The sequence below is a fragment of the Blastomonas sp. SL216 genome, from assembly GCA_026625625.1.
Taxonomy (GTDB): Bacteria; Pseudomonadota; Alphaproteobacteria; order Sphingomonadales; family Sphingomonadaceae; genus Blastomonas.
This window is the reverse complement of record CP113055.1, coordinates 2,307,673-2,324,372: the sequence shown is the minus strand read 5'-3', so window position 1 is coordinate 2,324,372 and position 16,700 is coordinate 2,307,673. Positions and strand designations below refer to the sequence as shown.

15 protein-coding genes are annotated in these 16,700 nt (G+C 65.3%); 11 read left to right on the top strand and 4 right to left on the bottom strand.

Annotated features, from left to right (window positions below; all coding sequences use genetic code 11):
- Positions 1–53: 53 nt before the first annotated feature.
- Both OU999_10955 and OU999_10950 read left to right on the top strand, forming a co-directional pair.
- A complete protein-coding gene (locus tag OU999_10955) occupies positions 54–3,212 on the top strand; it encodes an efflux RND transporter permease subunit (GenBank protein ID WAC22279.1) in 3,159 nt (1,052 codons plus the stop codon).
- A gap of 17 nt (positions 3,213–3,229) precedes the next feature.
- A complete protein-coding gene (locus OU999_10950; GenBank protein WAC22278.1) occupies positions 3,230–4,486 on the top strand; it encodes a DUF445 domain-containing protein in 1,257 nt (418 codons plus the stop codon).
- 42 nt (positions 4,487–4,528) lie between these two features.
- On the opposite strand, the gene OU999_10945 is transcribed toward OU999_10950, so the two are convergent.
- Positions 4,529–5,983, bottom strand: coding sequence for a YdiU family protein (locus OU999_10945; GenBank protein ID WAC22277.1), 1,455 nt, complete (start codon positions 5,981–5,983; stop codon positions 4,529–4,531).
- Here OU999_10945 and OU999_10940 point away from each other — a divergent pair.
- On the top strand, positions 5,982–6,884 hold the full coding sequence (locus OU999_10940; protein WAC22276.1) for an alpha/beta hydrolase: 903 nt from the start codon (positions 5,982–5,984) through the stop codon (positions 6,882–6,884). The genes OU999_10945 and OU999_10940 overlap by 2 nt on opposite strands.
- A gap of 21 nt (positions 6,885–6,905) precedes the next feature.
- Positions 6,906–8,057, top strand: a complete 1,152-nt coding sequence (locus tag OU999_10935; protein ID WAC22275.1) for a glycosyltransferase family 4 protein — start codon at positions 6,906–6,908, stop codon at positions 8,055–8,057.
- 9 nt (positions 8,058–8,066) lie between these two features.
- On the opposite strand, the gene rnhA is transcribed toward OU999_10935, so the two are convergent.
- Genes rnhA through ispH form a run of 3 tightly spaced genes read right to left on the bottom strand, consistent with a single transcriptional unit; the run spans position 8,067 to position 10,479 of the window.
- Complete coding sequence (gene rnhA / locus OU999_10930; protein ID WAC22274.1) at positions 8,067–8,507, bottom strand: ribonuclease HI; 441 nt, start codon at positions 8,505–8,507, stop codon at positions 8,067–8,069.
- Positions 8,508–8,542: 35 nt separating this feature from the next.
- Complete coding sequence (gene thrB / locus OU999_10925; GenBank protein WAC22273.1) at positions 8,543–9,514, bottom strand: homoserine kinase; 972 nt, start codon at positions 9,512–9,514, stop codon at positions 8,543–8,545.
- Positions 9,514–10,479 carry a 4-hydroxy-3-methylbut-2-enyl diphosphate reductase gene (gene ispH / locus OU999_10920; protein WAC22272.1) on the bottom strand — a complete coding sequence of 322 codons (966 nt, stop codon included), beginning with the start codon at positions 10,477–10,479 and terminating at the stop codon, positions 9,514–9,516. The genes thrB and ispH overlap by 1 nt, the downstream gene beginning before the upstream one ends.
- A gap of 191 nt (positions 10,480–10,670) precedes the next feature.
- Between ispH and OU999_10915 the strand changes: the two genes are divergently transcribed.
- The 7 genes from OU999_10915 to OU999_10885 all read left to right on the top strand — a co-directional run bounded on the left by OU999_10915 (position 10,671) and on the right by OU999_10885 (position 16,689).
- Complete coding sequence (locus OU999_10915) at positions 10,671–11,336, top strand: hypothetical protein (GenBank protein WAC22271.1); 666 nt, start codon at positions 10,671–10,673, stop codon at positions 11,334–11,336.
- Positions 11,337–11,519: 183 nt separating this feature from the next.
- Positions 11,520–13,244, top strand: coding sequence for an arginine--tRNA ligase (argS, locus tag OU999_10910; GenBank protein ID WAC22270.1), 1,725 nt, complete (start codon positions 11,520–11,522; stop codon positions 13,242–13,244).
- Between the two features lie 49 nt (positions 13,245–13,293).
- Positions 13,294–13,920, top strand: coding sequence for an SPOR domain-containing protein (locus OU999_10905; protein ID WAC22269.1), 627 nt, complete (start codon positions 13,294–13,296; stop codon positions 13,918–13,920).
- Between the two features lie 33 nt (positions 13,921–13,953).
- Entirely contained in the window at positions 13,954–14,961 is a 1,008-nt protein-coding gene (gene nagZ, locus OU999_10900) for a beta-N-acetylhexosaminidase (GenBank protein WAC22268.1), read from the top strand.
- Between the two features lie 62 nt (positions 14,962–15,023).
- Entirely contained in the window at positions 15,024–15,782 is a 759-nt protein-coding gene (locus OU999_10895) for a ScpA family protein (protein ID WAC25410.1), read from the top strand.
- Entirely contained in the window at positions 15,779–16,414 is a 636-nt protein-coding gene (gene scpB, locus OU999_10890; GenBank protein WAC22267.1) for an SMC-Scp complex subunit ScpB, read from the top strand. Before OU999_10895 ends, scpB begins: the two co-directional genes overlap by 4 nt.
- A 29-nt stretch (positions 16,415–16,443) precedes the next feature.
- A complete protein-coding gene (locus OU999_10885; GenBank protein ID WAC22266.1) occupies positions 16,444–16,689 on the top strand; it encodes a twin-arginine translocase TatA/TatE family subunit in 246 nt (81 codons plus the stop codon).
- Positions 16,690–16,700 lie beyond the last annotated feature (11 nt).

Below are 16,700 nucleotides of genomic sequence, written 5' to 3'. Positions count from 1 at the left end.
TTGAAATAACGTAGCTGCACCGGGCAAGGGCTCGGCGGGACGAGGACAAAGCGATGAACTTCAGGAACATATCGGCCTGGTCGATCCGCAATCCGATCATCCCGCTCGTCTTCTTCACCGGGCTGCTGTTTGCCGGTATTCTCAGCTTCATGCGCATGGACGTGGTGAACAACCCGGACATCGACTTCCCGGCGGTTCAGGTGGTGATCGCGCAGCCGGGTGCTGCGCCGACCGAAATCGAAAATCAGATCACGCAGCGCATCGAATCCGCCGTGCGTTCGATCAACGGCGTCAAGAACATCAGCTCGACCGCCAGCGAAGGCTCGTCGAGCACGTTCGTCGAGTTCGAGATCGGCACCGACGTCATCGAGGCGGTGAACGAGGTCAAGAACTCGGTCGACCAGATTCGCGGCAGTCTGCCCGAGGGCATTCTGGAGCCGTCGGTGACCAAGGTCGACGCGACGGGCGAACCGATCGCCTATTATGCGGTCGAAGCCGACGACATGACCATCGAGCAGCTGAGCTGGTTCGTCGACGATACCGTGACCAAGCGGCTGCTGGCGATCGATGGCATGGCCGAGGTCGACCGGTTCGGCGGGGTGAACCGCGAAATCCGCGTCGTTCTCGACCCGCAAAAGATGCAGTCGCTGGGCGTCACGGCGGCGCAGGTCAACAATGCGCTGCGCCAGATCAATATCGATGCCGCCGGTGGCCGTGCCGATGTCGGCGGCACCAAGCAGTCGCTGCGCGTGCTGGGCAATGCCGATACCGCGTTCGCCCTTTCGCAGACGCAGGTACCGCTGGGCGGAGGGCGCACGATCAAGCTGACCGACATCGCCACGGTGACCGACGGCTATGGCGAGCCGACCTCGATCAGCAAGGTGCGCAACAAGGAAGTCGTGAACTTCGCCATGACCCGCTCGAAGGGCGCGTCGGACGTGACCGTCTATTACGAAGCGCTCAAGGCGATGGACGAGCTGAAAGAGGCGAATCCGGGCATCGAGTTCATTCCGCTGGGGACCAGCGTCGAATATACCGAAGGCCAGTATGAAAGCTCGATCTCGGCGATGATCGAAGGCGCGGTTCTGGCCGTGGTCGTGGTGTTCTTCTTCCTGCGCGACTGGCGCGCGACGATCATCTCGGCCATTGCCATCCCGCTCTCGGCGATCCCGACCTTCTGGTTCATGGACCTGCTCGGCTTCAACCTCAATTTCCTCTCGCTGCTCGCGCTCGGCCTGGTCGCCGGGGTGCTGGTCGATGACGCGATCGTGGAGATCGAGAATATCGTGCGCCATATGCGCATGGGCAAATCGGCCTATCAGGCCTCGATCGACGCCGCCGACGAAATCGGCCTGGCCGTGGTGGCGACCTCGTTCTGCATCGTCGCGGTGTTCCTGCCCGTGGGCCTGATGCCCGGCATTTCCGGCCAGTTCTTCAAGAATTTCGGCATCACCATCGTGGTCTCCGTGCTGATGAGCCTTGCCGTCGCGCGCATGATCACGCCGATGATCGCGGCCTATTTCCTGGAAGCCAAGGGCCATGCCGCGCACGGCGAAGGCCGGATGATGGACTGGTACATGAAGGTGCTGGGCTTCTCGCTCGACCAGAGCCGCGCCAAGGCCTACCGTGGTGCCAATCCCAGCCGTCGCCGCAAGTTCGTCGCGCTGTTCCTCGATCACCGCATCTGGATGATGGGCGTCGGCCTGCTGGCCTTCGCGCTGACCGTGGTGCTGTTCATGATCACCCCGGCGCAGTTCCAGCCGACGATCAACGAGGACAACAGCCGCATCCAGATCGAGATGGTGCCCGGCACGACGCTGGAGCAGACCGAGGTGGTCGCCGACAGGGTCGCTGCGATCATGTACCAGCAGCCCGAGGTGGAACGTGCGCTGATCCGCATCCGCGAGGGCAGCGGCACGATCTTCGTGACGCTGAAAAAGGACCGCAAGAAGAAGTCGTTCGAGTTCGAGCGTGACCTTGCGCCGACGCTGCAGGCGATCCCCGATGCGCGGGTGAGCTTTGCCTCGCAATCGGGCGGTGGCGGCACCAATCGCGACATTTCGATCATGCTCACCGGGTCCGACCCCGAAAAGCTCGATGCTGCCGCAGGTACGCTGGTCGAGCAGATGAAGGGCCTGAAGGAAATCACCGGGCCGCGCGTCAATGCCGATATGCGCAGGCCAGAGATCATCGTGAAGCCGCGCGCCGATCTGGCCGCCCAGCTGGGCATCACCACATCCGCGCTGAGCCAGGCCATCCGCATCGCGACCCTGGGCGAGATTGAGCAGAACGCGGCGAAATTCTCGCTGTCCGATCGCCAGATCCAGATCCGCGTCGTTCTGCCCAAGGAATCGCGCTACGACTTCAAGACCATCCAGAACCTGCCGGTGCAGACCGCAGCGGGCGGGTCGGTTCCGCTCAGCCGCGTTGCCGAAATCTCGTTCGGCTCGGGTCCCACCACGATCCAGCGCTACAATCAGGAACGCCGCGTGTTTGTCGGCGCCGACCTGGCACAGGGCGTGGTGACCGGCGAAGCGATGACGGCGATCAACAACCTGCCGATCATGAAGAACCTGCCGCAGGGCGTGGGCAACAAGCCCTTTGGCGAGCAGGAATGGCAGGCTGAACTCGCGCTCAACTTCGTGATCGCGCTGGTTTCGGGCGTGCTGCTGGTGTTTGCGGTGCTGGTGCTGCTCTACAAGCGGCTGATGTCGCCGCTGGTCAACATGGGCTCGCTGGCCCTGGCCCCGCTGGGCGGCATCTTCCTCGTCTGGGTCGTCGGCCAGCCGGTCTCGATGCCTGTGCTGATCGGGGTGCTGATGCTGCTTGGCATCGTGTCCAAGAACTCGATCCTGCTGATCGACTTTGCGATCGAGGAAATGCACCAGGGCGTGCCCAAGCACGAGGCGATCATGGATGCGGGCCACAAGCGTGCGCAGCCGATCATCATGACCACGGTCGCGATGGTGTTCGGCATGATCCCCACCGCCATATCGCTTTCGGGCGACGGCGCGTGGCGTGCGCCGATGGGTACGGTGGTGATTGGCGGTCTGATCGTCTCGACCTTGCTGACCCTGGTCATCGTGCCGGCGGGCTTCAGCCTGGCCGATGGCGTCGAAAAGCGGGTCGGTCCGTGGCTGCGCAATCGCCTGCTGACCTACAAGCCGGGCGATGATCGCCATGATGTGCCAGAGGTCCAGCCGGCCGAGTGAGTGGTCCGGAAATAGAGATGCAGACCGCTCCCGCACCTCGACAGGCCGATCCGGCCTGGCGCATGCGGGCCATTGCCACCGGCATGCTCGTCGTCATGGCGGGCATATTCCTGGCAACGCATTGGGCCGAGGGGCATGTCGATCCGCGCTGGGGCTATGTGCGCGCCTTTGCCGAGGCGGCGATGGTGGGCGGGCTGGCAGACTGGTTCGCAGTCACCGCGCTGTTCCGCCATCCTTTGGGCCTGCCGATCCCGCATACCGCGATCATCCCGCGCAACAAGGATCGCATCGGCGACACGATGGCGCAGTTTCTGCGCAGCAACTTCCTGACACCTTTGGTGGTCGCGCGGCGGATGCGGAACATGAACGTCGCTGCGGCGGCCGGGCGATTCCTGGTCCAGCCCACCGGCGGCGAGGGGCGGCTACGGCTCGGCGCATCGAACATGGTCGCCGATGTGCTCGAATCGCTCGATCAGGATCGGCTGGGCGGCAATGCCAAGGAGGCGCTGCGCCAGCAGCTCGAAAAGCTCGATGTCGCGCCGTTGCTGGGGCAGATATTGAGCGCGGCGATCGCCGACAACCGGCACCTGCCGTTGATGGACGGTATCGTCAAATGGACCCAGCGCACGCTGTTCGCGAATGAGGAACTGCTCAAGGACATGGTCCGCGCGCGCGCCAATTCGATCATGCGCTGGACCGGCCTGGACGAGCGGCTCGCCACCGGCATCATCGATGGCCTGCACAACCTGCTGTTCGACATGGCCGAGGACGTCAACCACCCGCTGCGCCACAAGGTCGAGGAAGGGCTGGAGACGCTGGCCTATCGGCTGCTCCACGATCCCGAGATGCAGGACAAGGTGCGCGGCATCAAGGCCGAGATGCTGGCCAATCCGGCGATGGCGCGCTGGCTGGACGGCCTTTGGGAGCGCAGCCGCGCCGCGCTGCTGCGGGCCGCGCGCGACCCCGACAATGCGCTGTCCGGCCAGTTCGGCGATGGCCTGCGCCAGATCGGCGAATCGCTCCAGAACGACCCGCGCATGCAGATGCAGATCAACCGCTTTGCCCGCCGCACGCTGGTCGGCATCTCCAACCGCTATGGCGACCAGATCGTGCGGCTGGTGTCGGAAACGGTGCGCCGCTGGGACGCGCGTACCATCACCGATCGGGTCGAAAATGCGGTCGGCAAGGACCTCCAGTTCATCCGCATCAACGGCACCCTGGTCGGCGGCCTGGTCGGCCTGACGATCCACACCGCGACGGTGTGGCTGGGGTGAAAGGAAGATAAACCCTCGCCCAGCTTGCTGGGGGAAGATTTATTATCCGGCCAAAGCTGCACCCATCGCCCGCACTGCCGCCACCTTGGCGTGCAGCGGGCCCCAGTCGTCGCGCTCGGCGATTGCGGACCAGATCGTTTCCACCTCGTCGATGAGCATCGATTGCGGTGCCTCGCCCTGCCAATAGGGATGCGATCGATCGCGCGCGCTGGCATAGCCCGCCTTCACCTCGCCGAACGCCGCCCAGTGCGCCTCGCCCTCGCCGCCGTTAAGCGCTGCGGGGCATTCCGGCATGGCATCGCCCATCCACGCGAAGAAGAAATCGTCGATCCCCACGCCGCCCTTCAGCATCAGCGCCTCGGCTGCACCGATCAGCACCCGGTCCTGCTCCAGACCCTTTGGCAGCACGCCCAGCCGCCAGCAGAAGCGCCGCGCCATCGCCTGCTGATAAAGCGGCCCGAACCGTTCCAGCGCGGCAATCAGCGGCGGGGCCTCGCTGATCAGCCGCAGCGCGACGGCAAGCTGGCCCAGATTCCAGTGAATCGCTTCGGGCTGACGGCCAAAGGCATAGAGCCCGCCATGGTCGAAATAGGCGGCGGTAAAGCCCGGATCCCATTTCGGTGCGAACCGCCATGGGCCGTAATCGAAGCTTTCGCCGGTGATGTTCATGTTGTCGGTGTTGAGGACCCCGTGGACAAAGCCTGCGACCATATAGCTCGCCGCCAGATCGGCCATGCGCTCGACGGCCAGGTCGAGCAGCAGCGCGGCCTCATTCTCGCCCGTCCGTCCGTCGTACAGGGTGTCGAGCGCATAGCGCACGACACGGGCCATCTTGGCCGTGTCATCCTCATAGGCGATGCGCTGGAACGTGCCGAAGCGGATATGGCTGTGGCTCAGCCGCACCAGCACCGCCGAGCGGGTGGGGGACGGCTCGTCACCGCGCCACAGGCTCTCGCCCGTTTCGATCACCGAGAAGGTCTTGCTGCTATGCACGCCCAGCGCCTCGAGCATCTCGGTTGCCAGGATCTCGCGCACCGCGCCTTTCAGCGTCAGCCGCCCGTCGCCATCGCGGCTGAACGGTGTCTGGCCCGATCCCTTGGTGCCGAGGTCAAGCAGGCGTCCGGCATCGTCGCGCAATTGTGCGAACAGAAAGCCGCGCCCGTCGCCGATCTGCGGGTTGTACACCCGGAACTGATGGCCGTGATAGGCCAGTGCCAGTGGCTGGGGCAAGTTGTCGGGCATCGGATTGAACCGCCCGAAATGATGGCACCATCTTTTGTCGTCGAGCCCGTCCAGTCCCACAGTCGCGGCGTGCCGGTCGTTGCGGAAGCGCAGCACCGCCTGAGGGAAATTGGCTGCCTTGACCGGATGCGCGATCGCATCGGCGATGGTCAGGATGGCGGGGTCGGCCCGGTAGGCTTCAGGATAGGGCGATGTGGCTTGCGGTTCGGCTGTCATCGGGCGATAGTGGGGGGTGAAGGGAGCCTGCGCAACCATGGCTAGTGACGATCAGGGCTATAGCGACGGGTTCTGGTGGTCAAATGACGGATTGCGGCTGCATTTTCGCGATTATGCCGCGCGCCCGGAAAATGCGCATCGCCCGCCGATCATCTGCATCCCCGGCCTGACCCGCAATGCGCGCGATTTCGAGCAGGTGGCAGCCCGGCTGGCAGGCGAATGGCGCGTGATCTGCGTCGATCTGCGCGGGCGCGGCGACAGCGCCTATGCCAAGGACCCGATGAGCTATGTACCGCTGACCTATGTCCAGGACATGGAAGCGCTGCTGCGCGAGCAGAGGATCGAACGGTTCGTCGCCTTCGGTACCTCGCTGGGCGGGCTGATCACCATGCTGCTCGCCTCGACGCGGCCGGGCCGGGTGGTCGGTGCGCTGCTCAACGATGTCGGGCCGCAGCTGGAGCCGGAAGGGCTGGCACGCATCCGCGATTATGTCGGGCAGGGACGGTCCTTCCCCACCTGGATGCATGCGGCGCGGGCGCTGTCCGAAGCGCAGGGGGCGGTCTTTCCCGGCCATGGCGTCAGCGAATGGCTCGACCTTGCCAAGAAGACGATGAAGGTCGGCCCTGGCGGACGCATCGTCTATGATTATGACATGAAGATCGCCGAGCCCTTTGCCGTGCCCGGCGGCGAGGCTGGGGTCGATCTGTGGCCCGCCCTGGGCGGTCTGGCGCCGGCGCAGGTGCTGATCGTGCGTGGCGCGCTGTCCGATGTCTTTGCCCATGGCACTGCCGAGCGGATGCTGGCGGTGCTGCCGCATGGCCGCCTGCTCACCATTGCGAACAAGGGCCATGCACCCTCGCTGGAGGAGCCTGAAGTCGCCGAGGCGATCGACCAGATGCTGGCCCGGGTCGACACTGCGGCGCTTGCGACGCCAGCCTGAGCGGTTATAGCCTCGCAGCCCATGACCAGCACCACGCGGCCCGCGCGCATCCTGCATCTGCACAGCACCTTCGACCTTGGCGGCAAGGAGGCGCGCGCGGTGCGCCTGATGAACCATTTCGGCGGCGCGGCGCATCACACGATCCTCACCGCCGTGCCCGATGCGCTGGGCGCGCGCGCGGCGATCAACCCCGGCATCCGCGCCGATTTCCCGAACAACGCGCCCTCGCTTGCGGGCAAGCCCAATCTGGCGCGCTACCGCAAGTTCGCCGACTATTTCGCCAATTTCGACCTGATCCTCAGCTATAACTGGGGTGCGATGGATGGCGTGATGGCGCGCACCATCTTCCATTCGATCACGCCGCTGCCGCCGGTGATCCATCACGAAGACGGCTTCAACGAGGACGAGGCGGTGCGCCTCAAGCGCAAGCGCAACTGGTTCCGCATGGTCGCGCTGGCGCGGACAGACTCACTGGTCGTGCCCTCGCACACGCTGGAGCAGATCGCGCTCAAGGTGTGGAAGCAGCCCGACAGCCGGGTGCGCCGCATCCCCAATGGCATCGATGTGGCGGCCTATGCCAAGCGGCCGCAGAAGGGCGCGATTCCGGGCTTTCAGCGCCGCGATGGCGAGATCGTCATCGGCACGCTGGCGGGCCTGCGCGCGGTCAAGAACTTGCCGCGGCTGGTGCGCGCCGTGGCGGCGCTCCACCGCCCGGTTCGGCTGGTGATTGTCGGCGAAGGGCCCGAACGCGCGGCGATCGCGGCGGAGGCGGCACGGCTGGGCCTGGGTGACCGGCTGCTGATGCCGGGTTTCCTGAAGAACCCCGCTCGCTATGTCGGGCTGTTCGATATCTTCGCCTTGTCGTCGGACAGCGAGCAGCAGCCGATCTCGGTGATGGAAGCGATGGCAGCAGGATTGCCGGTCGCAGCGCCCATGGTCGGCGACGTTGCGCATATGGTCGCGCCCGACAATGCCATCCTGCTGGGCGAGCCGGGCAGCGAGGCGGGGCTGATCGATTGTCTCAGGCGCCTGGCCGACGATCCGGCGTTGCGCACCGCGCTGGGCCAGGCCAACAGGGCGAGGGCAGAGGCAGAGTTTGACGAGCAGCACATGCTGCAGCGCTATGCTGCGCTTTATGGGCGGGCGATGGGCAGGCCCGAATTCGGGCGTTGAAAGCGCGCGTCAGCCGCGCATGATCGCTTCGGCAGCGTCGCTCGCCAGCCGGTCGGCGCGTTCATTCTCCGGATGGCCCGAATGGCCCCTGACCCAGTGCCATTCGACCGTGTGCCGCGCCACCGCACCGATGAGCTCGTGCCACAGATCGGCATTGCGCACCGGCTTTTTCGAGGCGGTTTGCCAGCCGTTGCGCTTCCAGCCATCGACCCATTTGGTGATGCCGTCCTTCACATAGCTGCTGTCGGTATAAAGCATCACATGGCAGGGCTCGATCAGCGTTTCGAGCGCGCGGATCGCTGCCATCATCTCCATGCGATTGTTGGTCGTGTCGCGCTCTGCGCCCGACAGTTCCTTCTCGTGCTTGCCATAGCGGATGATCGCGCCCCAGCCACCCGGGCCGGGATTGCCCTTGCACGCGCCATCGGTGTAAATTTCAACCGTCTTCATGTCCGCTCTATCCAAGCCCAATCCGATTGCCGGGTTCAGCCGAAGATTCCGGCCTGCGCAGGGTCTGCGTAGAACATAAGCCGGCGGGCAAAGGCCATCGGGTCCTTGCGCGTCACCAAAGCATCTGGCGGAGTATTTATCCAGTCATAAGCGCGGCTTAAAGTGAAGCGCAATGCCGCTCCGCGTGCCAATATGGGAAGCGCGCGTTGTTCTTCGGCAGTTAGCTCCAGATTGGCGTGATATCCCTGCAATAACGCATCCGATACTTGGGAATCGAAGCTGCGACCGTCGGGCGAGAAACACCACGCACTGTGCGTCACTGCCAGGTCATAGGCGCGCGCATCGCGGCAGGAGAAATAGAAGTCGATCAGCCCGCTGACGGTATCGCCCAGCATCAGCACATTGTCGGGGAAGAGGTCAGCATGGATGACCGATTGGGGCAGATCCTGCGGCCAGTGTGCAGACAGGAAATCGAGCTCGCCTTCAACCAGCGCCTCCAGGGCAGGGTCGATCTGCTGCCATTGGCCTGTGCATTTGGCGGCCAGATCGTGCCAGCTTGCAAGCCCCATGCTGTTGGGCCGCGCGCCATCGAAATCCGCGACCGCATGGTGCATCCTGGCCAGCGCTTCGCCAGCGGCATGCGCCTGCGCCGGACTGGGGTTGCTCAGCGAGATGCCTTCGAGAAACTCGATCAGGCAGGCAGGCCGCCCGGCCAGTTCGCGGATCTGCACGCCCTGGCGATCGGCAATCGCGCGCGGAACGCGGCAGCCGCGCATCGCCAGATGGTCGAGCAGCGCCATGAAAAACGGCAGATCTTCAGGCGCGACCCGCTTTTCGTACAGGGTCAGGATGAAGCGATGGCCATCGGCCCCGCCACGCGTTTCGACCAGAAAGTTGCTGTTCTCGACACCTTCGGCAATCCCCTTGAAGCTGATCAGCTCGCCGGTGTCATAATCGTCCAGAAACCGCGCCATCATCTCGGCGCTGACATGCGTATAGACAGCCATCAGGCAGCATCGGCCTCTGCGGCGAGCGCGCGGGGCAGCTTGAAGGTGATGCGCTCATCAACCGTCTTGACGCGCTCTTCGGTCACGTCGAAATGCCGTCCGAGCATGTCGACCACTTCGCGCACCAGGATTTCCGGCGCGCTGGCACCGGCGGTCAGGCCCAGGGTCTTCACGCCCTCGAACCAGCGCAGTTCGATCTCGACCGCACGCTGGATCAGCTTGGCGCGGGTACCTTCGCGTTCGGCGACTTCGACCAGGCGCAGCGAATTGGAGCTGTTGGGCGCCCCGATCACCAGAACGAGGTCGCAATCCTCCGCCATCACTTTGACCGCGGCCTGGCGGTTGCTGGTGGCATAGCAGATATCCTCTGCCTTTGGTCCGACGATCGCGGGGAAGCGCGCGCGCAGCGCCGCGATGATCTCTGCGGTGTCGTCGACCGACAGGGTGGTCTGGGTCAGGAACGAGAGCTTGTTCTCGTCTGCGAACTGCAGGTTCGCGACATCCTCGACCGTCTCGACCAGCGTCATATGGCCGGGCTCGACCTGGCCGAAGGTGCCGACCACTTCGGGATGGCCCTTGTGGCCGACAAAGATGATATGCCGGCCCGCCTCCACCTGGCGCTCGGCCTGGCGGTGGACCTTGGAGACCAGCGGGCAGGTGGCATCGAGATAGTTGAGCCCGCGTTCGGCGGCCTTGTGTGGCACTGCCTTGGGCACGCCATGCGCGGAAAAGACGACCGGCACGCCATCGGGAACCTCGTCCAGCTCTTCCACGAAGACGGCGCCCTTGGCCTTCAGGCTGTCGACGACGAACTTGTTGTGGACGATCTCGTGCCGGACATAGACCGGCGCGCCATATTTGTGCAGCGACAGCTCCACAATCTCGATGGCGCGGTCCACCCCGGCGCAGAAGCCGCGCGGCGAGGCAATCTTGACGAGAAGCGGAGGCTGTGCGGTTTCGCTCATGTTCAGATAGGCTTTCGTAGTTCGATCACTGTCTTAGGCGATGCGGGCCTTGCTGGGAAGCCCGTCCCGGCGAACCTGCCCGTATCGCGGCGCAACCGACCTCAATCGGTCCCGGAATCTGGTCGTTGCGCTGAAGGGCGTCGGCAGATAAGGAGCGATGCACTGTGGCCTCGAAGGATTTTTGTTTGCATATGCCCATTCTGCCCATGAAACCGACCATCGCCATTATGGGTGCGGGGCTTGCGTTGCTCGGCCTTTCGGGCTGCGCGGAAAAGAACCAGCTCGTCGTGGACTCGGGCGTTGGCGTCACGTCTACCCTGTCGGCCTGCCCCAACACGGCCATTCCGCAGCACACCGGCGATGTCACTGTGTTCAATCCGCCGAGCAGCCGCGATGCCGCCGCGATCGACGTGGTCGCGACGATCACCAATGTCCGCCCGGCCTGCGACGAGACCGGCGCTGAAATCTACGCGACCGCCACCTTTGACGTGCTGGGGCGGCGCAGCGACAATCGTGGGGCACGCACCGTGACCTTGCCCTATTTCTCCACCATCATGCGCGGCGGCAACACCGTCGTCGCCAAGCGGCTCGGCTCGGTGACGCTGAACTTCGCCGATGGATCGTATCGCGCGCAGGCCCAGGCGAGCGGCGCAGGCTATATCAACAAGGCGGCGGCAACGCTGCCCGAGGACATTCGCGAGCGCATCACGCGCAAGCGCAAGTCGGGCGACCCCGACGCGGCGATCGATCCGCTGTCGATCCCCGAAGTGCGCAGCGCGATGCAGCGAACCAGCTTCGAGCTACTGGTCGGCTTTCAGCTGACCCAGGATCAGCTGCAGTATAACGCGACCCGATGAAGCTGCCTTTTCCTCTCCCTTTACGGGAGAGGGACAGCTTCACGCAGTGAAGCAGGGAGAGGGCGGGGAGCACGACCGGTGCATGGCCTTGCCCCTCTCCACCTCCGCCTGGGCAGACAAGCTGCCAAGGCTTCGTATCCTCTCCCGTGAAGGGAGAGGAGTGATGCGAACAAGGCCAACATCATGACACTCTACACGCTTTTCACCCAGCATCTGCATGACGCGCTGAACGCGCTGGAGGCCGCAGGCACGCTGCCCGCCGGGCTTGACCGCGCCGCCATCACCGTCGAGCCGCCGCGCGATCCTTCGCATGGCGACCTTGCCACCAATGCCGCGATGGTGCTGGCCAAGCGCGCCGCGACCAATCCGCGCGCGCTGGCCGAATCGATTGCCGCCGAACTGCGCAAGATCGACGCGGTGACCGCAGTCGATATTGCCGGACCGGGTTTCCTCAACCTGCGGCTGGCGCCGTCGGTCTGGAGCGACGAGCTCAACGCCATCGCACGGCTGGGCACCGCTTACGGCCGGTCTGACCTGGGCAAGGGCAAGACCGTGAACATCGAATATGTTTCCGCCAATCCGACGGGCCCGATGCACATGGGCCATTGCCGCGGCGCGGTGGTGGGCGACGCGCTGGCGACGCTGCTCGAATATTCGGGCCACAAGGTCATCCGCGAATATTATATCAACGATGCCGGCGGCCAGGTCGATGTGCTCGCCCGCTCGGTGCACTGGCGCTATCGCGAGGCTCTGGGGCTGGAAAGCGGCGAGATGCCCGAAGGCCTGTATCCGGGCGACTATCTGGTTCCGCTGGCCAAGGAGCTGGCAGCCGAGCTCGGCGATGCTCAGGCCAATGCGCCCGAAAGCGACTGGCTCGTCCCCTTCCGCAAGCGCGCGGTCGCCGCGATGATGGACATGATTCGCGCCGACCTGGCGCTGCTCGGCATTCATCATGACGTGTTCGCGTCCGAGGCGGAGCTGCAGGCAGCGGGCAAGCCCGAGGCTGCCGAAGCGGTGCTGCGCGCCAAGGACTTGGTCTATGACGGCGTGCTCGAAGCGCCCAAGGGCAAGGTCGCCGAGGACTGGGAGCCGGTCGAGCTGCCGCTGTTCCGCTCGACCGCGTTCGGCGACGATCAGGATCGGCCGATCCGCAAGTCGAACGGCAGCTGGACCTATTTCGGCGCGGACCTGGCCTATCATTTCCAGAAGCTGCAGGACGCCGACGAACTGATCGACATCTGGGGCGCGGACCATGCCGGCACCGTCAAGCGGATCAAGGCGGCGGTCGCCGCGCTGACCGACAATGCCGCGCGTTTCGACGTCAAGCTGGTGCAGATGGTCAAGTTGATGCGCGGCGGCGAGCCGCTGAAAATGTCCAAGCGCGCGGGCAATTTCGTGACGCTGGCCGATGTCGTGCAAGAGGTCGGCAAGGATGTCGTGCGCTTCACCATGCTCACCCGCAAGGCCGATGCCCAGATGGAATTCGACTTCGAAAAGGTGGTCGAGGCGTCGAAGGACAATCCGGTCTTCTACGTGCAATATGCGCATGCGCGGATCCATTCGATCATGCGCAAGGCGGCGGGCGAGGGGCTTGAGCCATCGGCCGAGCATCTCGACCGGCTGGGTGTCGAGGAGCATGCGCTGATCGCGCTCGCGGCGCAGTTCCCGCGCATCGTCGAGGCTGCCGCGCTGAACCGCGAGCCGCACCGCATCGCCTTCTACCTCGGCGATCTGGCGGCGGCCTTCCATGCGTTCTTCAACCTTGGCAATGACCGGACCGACAAGCGTATCGTTCTGGCGCATGACCCGCAGACCAGCGGCGCAAGGCTTTTCATGGCGGCAAATATCGGGCAGGTAATCGCAAACGGCCTGGCGCTGATGGCGGTGGAGGCGGCGACGCAGATGTGACGTCGCTGCCCTGCCCGGCGGGGCGGCTGCGCGAATATGGGGCGGATGGATGAGCAATCGGCACGACGACGGGGTGGATGACGGGCTGCAGGACCAGTCGCTGGGGCTGGACACCGATGATGACCGGCTGCCCTGGCTGGAATCGGTGGATGATGCGCCATCGAACGACGGCAGCACGGGCAAGATCCTCGGCTTCATGCTGATGGGCCTGGTCGGCCTGTCGATCGTGCTGGCCGCGATCTACTGGCTGGGTGGGTCGGGCGCTGCGCCCGAAGGCGATGGCAGCCTGATCGCCGCGCCCAAGGGCGATTACAAGGTTCGCCCCAAGGACAGCCAGGAACAGAAGGTCGAAGGCACCGGCGATGCAAGCTTCGCGGTCAGCCAGGGCGAGCAGCCGACCGGCCAGCTTGCCGATGCGGCAGGCGCGCCGCCGCCGGCGGGCAGCGCGCTGGTGCAACTGGGCGCCTATACCGACGAGGCGAGCGCGATCGACGGCTGGGGCAAGCTGACCCAGCGGCACGAGGTGCTGTCGGGCCTCAACCGCCGCATCGTCCAGGCCACGGTCGATGGCGGCACCGTGTTCCGCCTGAGCGTGGTGCTCGATACCCCCGCCAGGGCGAACCAGGTTTGCGACCAGCTCAAGAAAGCTGGGCAAAACTGCCTCGTCGTGCGTTGATTTCGGGGTCGCTCTGGCCCTAAACCTTCGGGCATGAAGCCCGTAATCTTCGGCCTTGCCGGCCATGACCTGTCGCCCGATGAAGCCGCCTTTTTCAGGGATAGCGTACCTGCGGGCTATATCCTGTTCGGCCGCAACATCGACACGCGCGAACAGCTGCGGGCGCTGACCGATAGTTTGCGCGACCTGCACGGCGATGACCGGCTGCCGATCCTGATCGATCAGGAAGGCGGGCGGGTCAGCCGCATGAAGCCGCCGCACTGGCTCGCCTTTCCGCCCGGCGGCGCATTCGACCGGCTGTACGATGTCGCCCCGGCCAGCGCGATCGAGGCCGCGCGGATCAATGCCGAGGCGCTGGCGCTCGACCTGGCCGAGGTCGGCATCACGGTCGATTGTCTTCCGCTGCTCGATGTCGCCATTCCCGGCGGCACGCCTGCCATCGGCGATCGCGCGCTGGGGCAGGAGCCGCTGCGCGTCGCCGCGCTGGGCCGCGCGGTGCTCGACGGGCTGCGCCGGGGCGGGGTGCTGGGTACGATCAAGCATATGCCGGGCCATGGCCGCGCCATGGTCGACAGCCATATGGAACTGCCGCGCGTGACCGCGAACGAGGAAGAGCTCGAACAGGACATCGCCCCGTTCCGCGCGCTGAACCAGGCCGAAATCGGCATGACCGGCCACATCCTGTTCGAGGCGTGGGACAAGCAACGCTGCGCCACCCATTCGCCCTGGATCGTCGAGACCATCATTCGCCAGCGCATTGGTTTTGACGGACTGCTGCTCAGCGACGATCTCGACATGAAGGCGCTAGCCGGCGAGGTGCCCGATCGCGCGGCGCGCGCGGTCGAGGCGGGCTGTGACATCGCGCTCAACTGCTGGGCGCGGATGGACGAGATGGTCGGGATCGCAGGCGCGCTGCCCGATATATCGGACGTTTCGCGCGCGCGGCTCGACCGGGCGCGGGCAGCGATCAACCCGGTCACCGACTGGTCGCATCAGGCCGATCTGATCGCCCGGCGCGATGCGCTGCTGGCGCTGGCGTGAACGAAGCCGACCTCATCACCGGCGCGCCGCCATCGGCGCTCGACCCGTCCGGCGGTGACTATATCTTCTTTCGCGAACCCGTGCCCGCCGCCACCGCCGCTGCCGAAGCCCTGCTAATCGATGTCGATGGCTGGGAAGGCCCGCTCGACCTGCTGCTCGATCTGGCGCGGCGGCAGAAGGTCGACCTGCGCCAGATCTCGATCCTCGAACTGACCAACCAGTATCTCGGCTTTATCGAGAGCGCGACCAGCCTGAAGCTGGAGCTGGCCGCCGATTATCTGGTGATGGCCGCCTGGCTCGCCTATCTCAAATCGGCTTTGCTGCTGCCCGGCGATCCCGAGGTCGAGCCTTCACCCGAAGAGCTCGCATTGCGGCTGCAATTGCGGCTTCAGCGGCTTTCGGCGATGCGCGAGGCGGCGGCGCGGCTGCTGGGGCGCGACCGGCTGGGCCGCGATGTGTTCGCGCATGGCCAGGCCGAAGGGCTGCGGCTGCTCACCCGCACCCGGCACGATTGCTCGCTGTTCGATCTGCTGAGCGCCTATGGCCGGGTCAAGCTGCGCAGCCAGCCGGTGGTGCACATGGTCAAGTCGCGCAGGGTGATGACGCTGGAGGATGCGCTGGCGCGGCTGTCGTTCATGCTCGGCACGGCGCTCGACTGGACCGAGCTCAGCGCCTTTCTGCCCGAGACGGCCGATCCGCAGCTACGGCGCTCGGCGAGGGCCTCGACCTTTTTGGCGCTGCTCGAGCTCGCGCGGCAGGGGCGGGTCGAGCTGGCGCAGGAAGAAGCGTTCGCGCCGCTGCAGGTGCGCAAGGCGGGATGACCGGGCCCGATGCAACCGTCCGCGCGGTGGAGGCGGCGCTGTTCGCGGCGACTGAGCCGCAAACGCTGGAGCAGCTGCGCGCGCAGATCGGCGACGATGCGGATATTGCAGGCGCGCTCGACCTGCTGGTGACCGATTATGCCGGGCGCGGGGTCGAGCTGGTCGAACGCGGTGGGCGCTGGCACTTCCAGACCGCGCCGGACCTCGCCTGGCTGCTGCGGCGCGAGACCGAACAGACGCGCAAGCTATCGCGCGCCGCGACCGAGACGCTGGCGATCATCGCCTATCACGAACCCGTCAGCCGGGCCGAGATCGAGGCGATTCGCGGGGTGCAGGTCAGCAAGGGCACGCTCGACGTGCTGATGGAAGAGGGCTGGGTTGCGCCTGCCGGTCGCCGCGAGGTGCCGGGACGGCCGCTCATCTATGCCACCACGCCTGAATTTCTAAACCATTTCGGCCTTGGCAGCAGGCGCGATCTGCCCGGGCTGGAGGACCTCAAGGCCGCAGGCCTGCTCGATCCGGTCGATCTGGCGCTCGAAGGCGCGCTGGCGACCGACTATGGCGATGGCGAGGATGACCGTTCGTCGGACGAATCCGATTCATTGCTGGAAAAGCCGGTCGAGGGGGACTAGATAGCCGCCAGGCTTTCAGGAGATTTGCCATGGGATCCTTCTCCCTGATGCACTGGGTAATTGTGCTGATCATCATCGTCCTGCTGTTCGGCGGCGGACGGATTTCCTCGATCATGGGTGACGTTGCCAAGGGCATCAAGAGCTTCAAGAAGGGCATGGCCGACGATGAGGACGAGCCCGTTCAGCCCAAGCGCCCGGTCGCTCAGATCGAGGCACCCCCGGCGCGCACCATCGATGGCACCGCGACCAGCACCGAAGAGCGCAAGCCGGGCTGATCCGATTCGCC